We start from the raw sequence: 7,606 nt of genomic DNA, 5'->3' as shown, positions 1-7,606 counted from the left end.
ACTTTCTGGACAGCCCCTTTCATGCACTACCGTCCAGCTTTTAAATAAACGGCGTCCGGTGATACGTCTGCTCATACTTTTCACGCAATCCCTTTGCCAGCAGGGTAAACGAGCCGACCGCAAAGACGAAGGCAGCCAGCGGTGTGAGGAAAATCCAGGTGTAATTACTGTACACAAAGCCTCGGTACGATCCGAGCAACCCTGCCCACTCGTGTGTAATCGAGTGAAACAGGACCGGGTCCGTCGTCATTTTCGTCCCGCCCACGAACAGGTCGAACATCCCCAGAAGCCCCATCAAGGTCATGATCGCAACCATTTCCGTCACCAAAATTATGATGATCTGCTCCTTCAAATGCGGGAGAATATGCCGGAAAATGATTTGCTCGCGGCCCGCTCCGAGTGAGACAGCGGCAAGAACGTACTGCGATTCCTTGATCTGCTCCGTCTTTTGCCGGATGGAAGAAACGACAGATGGCGCTCCCAGTATGCCGACGACCAGGACGAAAAACAAAACAAGGGTTGACGTCGGCAGTTGTGGATTGATGCTGATTCCCATTAGCAAAAAGTAGACCGGAATGAAAATGGGCATGTAGCTCCAGGCATTTTCAATCGCCAGCCACCACCGCTGCGGCTTGTCCTGCACGCCAATGTACAGACCGAGAATGGTTCCGATCGACAGGCGCACGGCGGCCACCGCCAGTGTGACGAACACGGTGTAGGGCGCACCGTGAAGCAGCATGGTCAGCAGGTCATACCCCCATTTATCCGTCCCCAGCCAATGCTCTGCAGATGGAGGCAGCGGCGGTGCGATAATGACCGTTTTGCCATCTACGACCTCGTTGCGAAGCTTTTCTTGAAAGTCCAGATCATACGGCGCGATATAAGGCCCGATCAGACCGATGATGACGAGCAGGGTCACCAGGATGCTGCCTGTCCACAAAGACCAGTTGAATCGTTTTTGCATAGAAGACAAACCTCACTCGTTCCGAATAAAAATTGCGTTATTTGTAAACGACCACCCGTTCAAACAAGTACAAAGCCGCGCGGATGAGCACGTAGACCAGAAGCGAGAGCAAAATAATCCCGAGCAGCCCCATCACCGCCGCGTTAAACTGGTAGCCGCCGCCTTTGCTGAAAATAAAGCGGGTCAACCCGACCACGTTGAGCAAATACTCCACGATGAACAGATTCGCTACGGTAATGGCGATTGTCTTTTTCAAATCCGCGATGAGAAACGGCTTGATATTTTTGTAGACGTGATGGATGAGCACGTGCCAGATGCCCATCCCTTTGGCGAGCACTGTCTTGATGTAGTCCTCGCCGCCGATTTGCGCGTACTTGAGACTGACTACCTTCATCAAAAAAATGGTGGGCCCGATGGCGAGAAGCATCATCGGAAACCAGTCGTTGGTAGAATCGCTGGTAGGCGACAACGTGATAACCCGAATGTTCGTCCACTTGTAAAACGCAACAGCTGCCAGAATCGACATAAAAATCAGAATAAAATCAGGAATCGTGGATACGAGATTCAATATCTTTTGCAGTTGACGAACCGCACGGAAGCGCTGCAAAAACAAGCCGAATACGAGACTGGCCACAACCGCGATGCTGACACTGGAAAACAGCAGCTTGAACGTATTCAAGGCAAACGGAACAATATCTTCTGCAATGCTTCTCTCATTCTCGCCCAAATAGTACGTCCCGAGGGAACCACTCGCCAACTGCTGGATCAAATAGACGGTGTGAACGACGATCGCTCCCGGCTCGAAGACAATTTCTTCTTTTACCGTATATAGCATAAACGGCCCGCCACAGACGACGATCACCAGGAAGAACATCCCAAGCAGTTGTTTCACATACGACAAGCACTCCTACCCCCTTACTAATTCCAACAATACACCATCTATAAAAAATCATCCACACAATCAAAAATATTTTATGTTTTTTTATATTTCAGATAATAGATCATGCAATCGCAGGCAAAAGGAGGGTGTCAGGCATGAACCAACCTGGTTGCGCACACCAACCGTCAACGAGTCTCTCCTTCCTGAAAGGCACAAGTCTTGCTTTTTCGCTTTATCCAAAGTCTCGATGCCTCGCTATGCTGCCCTTCTGCTGGATCCGAAAACAAAAAAACTCCTTCCTATACAAAAAAAGACGGCCATGAGCCGCCTCTACCGAATAACGATCATTTGAATTTCCATTCGCCCCATGTCGTGCAGTTCGAGCGGAGCTGTCAGCGCTGTCCCTGACACGTCCTGCAAATCATGATGCTGCAAAAACGATGGCGGCGTAATGTCAACGAACACTCCGCGATTGGACAAAAGCGTGCTTGCGTTGCCTGAGATCATGTTCCCCAACTCGGAAATGGCACTTTTTCCGAGCTCATCCATCTCCTGCACAGGATAACCACCCATCATGGCAGAGACAATACGCAAAGCCAACTCCTCTTGCAGACCAAACAACACGTCACCTTGCAATTGACCTGTCATCCCGATACGAAGCCAGGTGTGACCTTCCGAATTGCTCCATTCTTTTTCAGCTGGTTCCCCCCGAGAAATCCCCACGTTGCACACTTGTTGAATCACAGAGGAGGCTGATTCAAGAAACGGATCTAGGTATTGGACTATCATTTGCGATCTCTTCCTTTCCCGGGCAATTATCTCTGCTATAGGACTATCATAATGTCGACATTTGGCAGATGCAAGACTCTCACAAAAAGTTAATAGGCAAAAGGTCACTATCTCCACAAACTCCAGGAAACAAATCCTCTACTTTCGCATCATGCCTTTTGGTATAAATAGCTGAGCAGGTGCGCAAATCAAGCACTTCTACCCCGACCTCATGCCTGCTTAGCTGCCACATGGGCAAGCCGAGCCGCTCAAACGCAAATACCGTATCGCCAAACGCCAGGCACTCCCTGATGCATCGCTCGTCCGGGTAGCTCTCATCAGCTTCGAGCAGGTGGACAGGCTCCAGGCCAAACTGCTGCAGCAGGTGCAGCCGATCCATCCTCTGTTCCTTGCCGCGTTTCCCGGTACGTCTTCTCGGCGACAGCAGCGGAAACTCTCTCATTACATATTCCCACTTAATTCCGTGATAAAACATCGAAATGTGTTTCCCTCCAAAAGAGCAGGCCCGGCACAAGCGTTCATCCGCTGTACCGGGCCATCCCTACTGCCTCTTTTTCCCGATCACATTCACCTCGGCACGCGCTTCCCGTCCCAGCGAATCCGTCGCAACTACGGTCAATTTTTGCTTGCCTTCCTCAATCCGGTCCAGTACCAGTCGGAACCCGCCCCGGTCGTTGACGTCGGCAGGCACCATTTTCTCTCCGTACGTAATTCGCAAGCTGATCGGACCGGCTCCCGTCACCTTGCCCTCAATCGGCAGGGCCTCGCCTTCCCGGCCTTCCACCTGTTTGTTCACCAGCTTGATTGTGGGAGCAGCGATTGGCCTCGCCCGGTAGTTCAGCCGCTGCTCACCCTGGCTGAGTACGACCGTACCTGCGCTCGCATCCACGTACGCGTACAACAGCAGTGTGCTCTGGTTGCCTGCTCCATCTTTTCCTTCGATCAGGACGCGGTTTTCTCCTTGCTTCATTGGCAAAATATGTGTCAAATTTTTTAGAACCGGGATTTCCAGTTGGTCTTCCTCAAAATTGGCGACAATCTGGCCGTTGACGCTCGCCTGTCCTTTGTACGTCTGATCGCGGTACTGGAAGCGGATCGGAACGAGCATCGTTTTCGTTGCCGGGTCATACTGAATGTCCTCTGTCCCGTCGTTTTGCAGCTGGAGCATCGGGGGAGTCGTGTCGACGATGATTCGTTGCGTGAACTGCCGCGTATTGCCGTACATGTCAGAAGCGCTGTACAGCACGTAGTTCAGCCCTTCCTGCAGCCGGAGAATCGTTTCAAACGAGCCGTCTGTCTCCAGCTTTACCGGTGTCTTGTTGATCGACAGCCGCACCCGATCGAGCAGTTCCTCGCCCGTTACCTTCCCGCGCAAAGCGACATCCGGCTGTCTGGATATTTTCAGGTAGCTGAACAGATCGTCGGGGAATTCCACGAACGGCGGGATGGTATCGCTTTTCCCGTTGATGTTCGCCACGCTGATGTTCCCGGCGTAATCGAAGGCGACTACGCTCATTTTTTTCTCCGGCTGATTGATGATGGTGCTGGTAATTTTCGGCGAGTACGGGCCACCTGCTTTTTTTCCGTTGACGTAAAGCAGATAGCCTTGCACGTCTTTATCGCGGCTGCTCCACTGCACCTTGTTGCCGGACAGCGAAGCGGTGATGACAGGCGGTTTCGTGTCGACCCGGATCGGCAGCGTCATCGTTTGCCAATTGGCATCGCGCCCGTCGATTTTCGCCTTGATGACAAACTGATAGGCTCCATCCGGCGCCTGCACATAGCTGCCTTTTTGCGGCGAAAAAATTTTGCCATCCCAGCTCCACGCCTCCCGCTCGGTGTAGTAGTAAGGCGTGCCCAGCTTGGACTGATCGTACTTGCTGACCTTCTCGTCCCGCACCAATGTCCGTACAGGCTTGCCGGACTGATCCGTTACCTCCACGACTACTTGCCGGGCGTTGCGCAAAAACGTAATCGACGGAGCTGCGACATCGTAGTGTCCGTCTCCGTTCGGGGAAAAGGCAATCTGGCCTGGATCGATCTGCACGGTTCCGTCTTCTTTTACCCCGGTCACGCCCAAATAATCGCGGTAGCGCCATTTGTCGTTGCGCTTGTCGTGATACCAGGTCGTTTTGACGCCGGTTCGTTTTTCCTGGCTGCCCGCCTCCCACAAAGGCTGATCCATGATCCGCGGCTCGTCCCAGTCGCCGAAAAAGCCGAAGTAAGGCACGCGCAAAACCGGCAACGATTTATCTTCTGGTGCAAACGAGATAAACCCTTCGGCAAACTGATTGCGGGTTGCTCCCTGCGGGATGGTGAGCGTTACCTTTACCTCGGCACGCTTGCCAGGCGCCACCGTTACCTTCGGTGCGGAAAAGCGCAGTTGCGCTCCTGTGAGCGCGGTTGCTGTGAGCATGTTCAAGCCGTCCTTGCGCAAGTCGGTCATGACGCCAAATTCGTCCTGGAGCTGGTACGTGATCGGCTTTTTCCCGAACTTGTTATCGACAAACAGGGAAAACGTCGTCGTGTTCCCGATCTCGCCCAGCGAGACACCTGCCTTGCCTTTGCCATCGACTACGACCGCCGGTGTCTGGATCGCTTTGGCGATTTGCAGCAAGCCTGCCCCTTGAACGCGCGGGCTGTACGGGTATTTTTTCTCTTTGGCCTTGTCGGAAGCAGCCTCGCCCACACGTGGGTCCAGGATCGGTTCGGCTGTGTTCATCGCCGCTGCCTTCAGCGTCTCGACGAGCGCTCTGCCTTGCAGGTTGCGCCCCTGCTTTTGGTAAGCCTGCTTGAGCAGCGCCATCCCGCCTGCTACGTGCGGTGTCGCCATGGAGGTACCGCTTTTCACGGCGTACTCCGAATCGCGGACGAGCGACAAAATCCCTCCGCCCGGTGCTGCAATCTCCGGCTTGAACTGCAGGTCCGGAGTCGGCCCCCAGGAGGAAAAGCCGGAAATCGTTCCTCCGTCCGGGTAGGGCATCGGGTTTTGCGCGTATTCGCCATCGAAGGTGACTGTCACTTTTTTCCCCTTTTTCACCGCTTGGGCCAACTGCTCGCCCATCTGCTTCAGCACCGCCACCGCCGGAATTTGCTTCAAATGCTCCGCGCTAATGATGAGCGGCCCTGGCTCGTTGTTGTAAATAATCGCGCCGACGGCTCCCGCTTCTTTGGCAAGGCGGAGCTTTTCATCAAAGGTAGTATCTCCGCGCTCCAGCAGCACGATTTTTTCCTTGACCGATACGTTGTAGTCTTCTTTTTTTCCTTTTCCCATGTAAACAAGCGGATACGGCTTCACCAAAGACGCAATCGGATTGAGCGCTGACCCGCTCTCCACGTGGCCAGGCAAGTAGACGACGCGTTCCAGCCCTGGCACTCCCTGAACGCTGAAGCTGTGGCCGGCAAGTGTCGTCGCGTTGACGGAAGCGACAGAAAACGCATCCGGGCTAAGGCCAGGAGAACCGATCATCGCGACATCCGGATTTTGCGCCCTTACTTTGTCACTGCCGAAGTACGAGTCGTTCCCCGCTGCCGCCACGACAATGACACCATTGTCCACCGCCTTTTTCACGGCCATTTGCTCGATGTTCGACTCGTCTACATATCCGGCGGCGGAACCAAGGCTGAGGTTGATGACATCGGCTTTTTTGGCGATCGAATCGTTAATGGCAAACAAGATCGACTCACTCAAGCCCGGTACTTCCCCTTGGTAGTTGGAAAACACTTTTTGGCTCAAGATTTGCGATTCCGGCGCGACGCCCTTGACTTTGCCGTTGGCGGCGATAATCCCCGCGACATGGATGCCATGCTGCGATTCGGCTACGTCCTCGGTCGTCTGATTGCGGTCTGCCCAGTTGAAGCCCGGAATCACTTTTTGCGCTGAGCCTGACTTTTGCACAGCCAATCGTTTGTCGCGCGGCGGCGGCAAATCAGGGTGCTGCGGATTCACCCCGGTATCTATGACCGAGATGAGCATTCCTTCCCCTTTGACCCCTGCTTCCTGCCAGGCGCGCTTTGCTTCGATCATCTCCAATGTTGACGATGGGGCAGTTGCCGCCTTTTCGCCCATGACGACATGCTCGGAACGCTGCCACTCGTTGGCCCATTCGGCCCGCGCACGCTTTTCAGCCTCGCCCGTCGCATGACTTGTATGTGATTGCTCCTTCATTTCCGCCAAATCGCGCATGACCACATTGTGCAAGCTGATGGCGTCGCCGTATGCGAAAACATCCGCCCTTGTATGGCCCACTGTCGTTACGGGAAGCAAAACCAACACTAACCCTAAGCTCATCACCTGTTTTTTCATCGTTTGCCCCCTTGTTGGAAGTACACCCATTATGTATCAGTTTTCACTGGGAGCCGCCTGGGTATTCCCGTCTTTTGCCGAAGGTTGACAAAACAGGTGAATCCGCCTATATTTAAATGCGTTAAATATTTTTCATCCGAAATTTTATGCAACTACGCTGCAAGGAGCTGAAATCAGCATGTCTTCTCCTTCCACCGAATCCATTGACCGCCTGCAAGAAGCTTTTCGCACTATTATGCGCACCCTGGGACCGCAAATGGCAGAGCCGGTTCCCGGATTGACAGGCGCGCAATTTTACATTCTCAATCAGTTGGAACAACGGCAAAGATGTACCGTCGGAGAATTGGCCGATTCCATGATGGTCAAGCCGAGTGCGATTACCGCGATGATCGATCGGCTGGACAAGCACGGCTACGTCAGCCGGGATCGCAATGAGGAAGACCGCCGCGTCGTCCACATTAGCCTGTTGGAACCCGGGAAAAAAATTTTGGCCCAGGCGAAGCAGGCACGGCTGGAAACACTTCGGCAGTTGTTTTCCCATCTCAGCGAAGAAGAGTGTGAGCAGTTCGTGCACCTGTTTGAAAAACTGGCAGCCGCCGCTGTCGCTGACGCAAGAAAAAAAGACGTGCATTCCGGATAACCGGCGCACGCCTTTTTCTTTTTCCAA

General features: G+C 53.5%; 6 protein-coding genes. 1 reads left to right on the top strand and 5 read right to left on the bottom strand.

What is annotated here, in order from left to right; genetic code table 11:
• Window positions 1–40: 40 nt before the first annotated feature.
• The 5 genes from EDM57_RS11930 to EDM57_RS11910 form a co-directional block, all read right to left on the bottom strand.
• On the bottom strand, window positions 41–964 hold the full coding sequence (locus tag EDM57_RS11930) for an ABC transporter permease (RefSeq protein WP_122904983.1): 924 nt from the start codon (window positions 962–964) through the stop codon (window positions 41–43).
• 37 nt (window positions 965–1,001) lie between these two features.
• On the bottom strand, window positions 1,002–1,865 hold the full coding sequence (locus tag EDM57_RS11925) for an ABC transporter permease subunit (RefSeq protein WP_342771480.1): 864 nt from the start codon (window positions 1,863–1,865) through the stop codon (window positions 1,002–1,004).
• A gap of 309 nt (window positions 1,866–2,174) precedes the next feature.
• Window positions 2,175–2,633, bottom strand: coding sequence for a chemotaxis protein CheX (locus EDM57_RS11920; protein ID WP_122904982.1), 459 nt, complete (start codon window positions 2,631–2,633; stop codon window positions 2,175–2,177).
• A 79-nt stretch (window positions 2,634–2,712) separates the two neighbouring features.
• On the bottom strand, window positions 2,713–3,075 hold the full coding sequence (locus EDM57_RS11915) for a hypothetical protein (RefSeq protein ID WP_246005796.1): 363 nt from the start codon (window positions 3,073–3,075) through the stop codon (window positions 2,713–2,715).
• Window positions 3,076–3,174: 99 nt separating this feature from the next.
• Window positions 3,175–6,939 carry a S8 family serine peptidase gene (locus tag EDM57_RS11910; protein WP_122904980.1) on the bottom strand — a complete coding sequence of 1,255 codons (3,765 nt, stop codon included), beginning with the start codon at window positions 6,937–6,939 and terminating at the stop codon, window positions 3,175–3,177.
• A 178-nt stretch (window positions 6,940–7,117) separates the two neighbouring features.
• Between EDM57_RS11910 and EDM57_RS11905 the strand changes: the two genes are divergently transcribed.
• Window positions 7,118–7,579, top strand: coding sequence for a MarR family winged helix-turn-helix transcriptional regulator (locus EDM57_RS11905; protein WP_122904979.1), 462 nt, complete (start codon window positions 7,118–7,120; stop codon window positions 7,577–7,579).
• Window positions 7,580–7,606: the final 27 nt, after the last annotated feature.

It is taken from the genome of Brevibacillus gelatini, assembly GCF_003710935.1.
Classification (GTDB): Bacteria; Bacillota; Bacilli; order Brevibacillales; family Brevibacillaceae; genus Brevibacillus; species Brevibacillus gelatini.
The sequence above is the reverse complement of the archived record's forward strand: the minus strand, read 5'-3'. Positions and strand labels throughout refer to the sequence as shown.

Bases quoted from the DNA above. Each gene is read 5' to 3' on its own strand.
- EDM57_RS11920 (WP_122904982.1), bottom strand. From the start codon at position 2,633: ATGATAGTCCAATACCTAGATCCGTTTCTTGAATCAGCCTCCTCTGTG.
- EDM57_RS11910 (WP_122904980.1), bottom strand. From the start codon at position 6,939: ATGAAAAAACAGGTGATGAGCTTAGGGTTAGTGTTGGTTTTGCTTCCC.
- EDM57_RS11930 (WP_122904983.1), bottom strand. From the start codon at position 964: ATGCAAAAACGATTCAACTGGTCTTTGTGGACAGGCAGCATCCTGGTG.
- EDM57_RS11905 (WP_122904979.1), top strand. From the start codon at position 7,118: ATGTCTTCTCCTTCCACCGAATCCATTGACCGCCTGCAAGAAGCTTTT.
- EDM57_RS11915 (WP_246005796.1), bottom strand. From the start codon at position 3,075: ATGAGAGAGTTTCCGCTGCTGTCGCCGAGAAGACGTACCGGGAAACGC.